The 233-nt window shown below is 67.8% G+C and carries 1 pseudogene; it reads right to left on the bottom strand.

Features of this window, described 5'->3' with window-relative positions:
* Positions 1-233 (bottom strand): annotated as a pseudogene (locus tag NVV99_RS26950) (hypothetical protein); the annotation flags it as partial.

Genomic DNA, 233 nt, shown 5'->3' on the forward strand with positions numbered 1-233 from the left:
TCTGGTAGTTCGCTCGGTAGATCTCCGCGTTTCCGGACTCGCCGGTGCCGAGCGCCGCGACGCAGAGGTATGTGTAGTACTCGTCCGGTGGGGTGGTGTAGATCAGCTTCACCAGCACGGTGTCTCCGCGGGTGCTGACTGTCCACAGTCCTCGGGTGGCGGTGTCCGCTGCTGCGCTCGCGGCGGGTGCGAAGCCGGCGAGCAGTGCGAGCGGTGCGAGCGACGCGACCGTC

It is taken from the genome of Rhodococcus sp. PAE-6, from assembly GCF_025290685.1.
Lineage (GTDB): Bacteria > Actinomycetota > Actinomycetes > Mycobacteriales > Mycobacteriaceae > Rhodococcus > Rhodococcus pyridinivorans.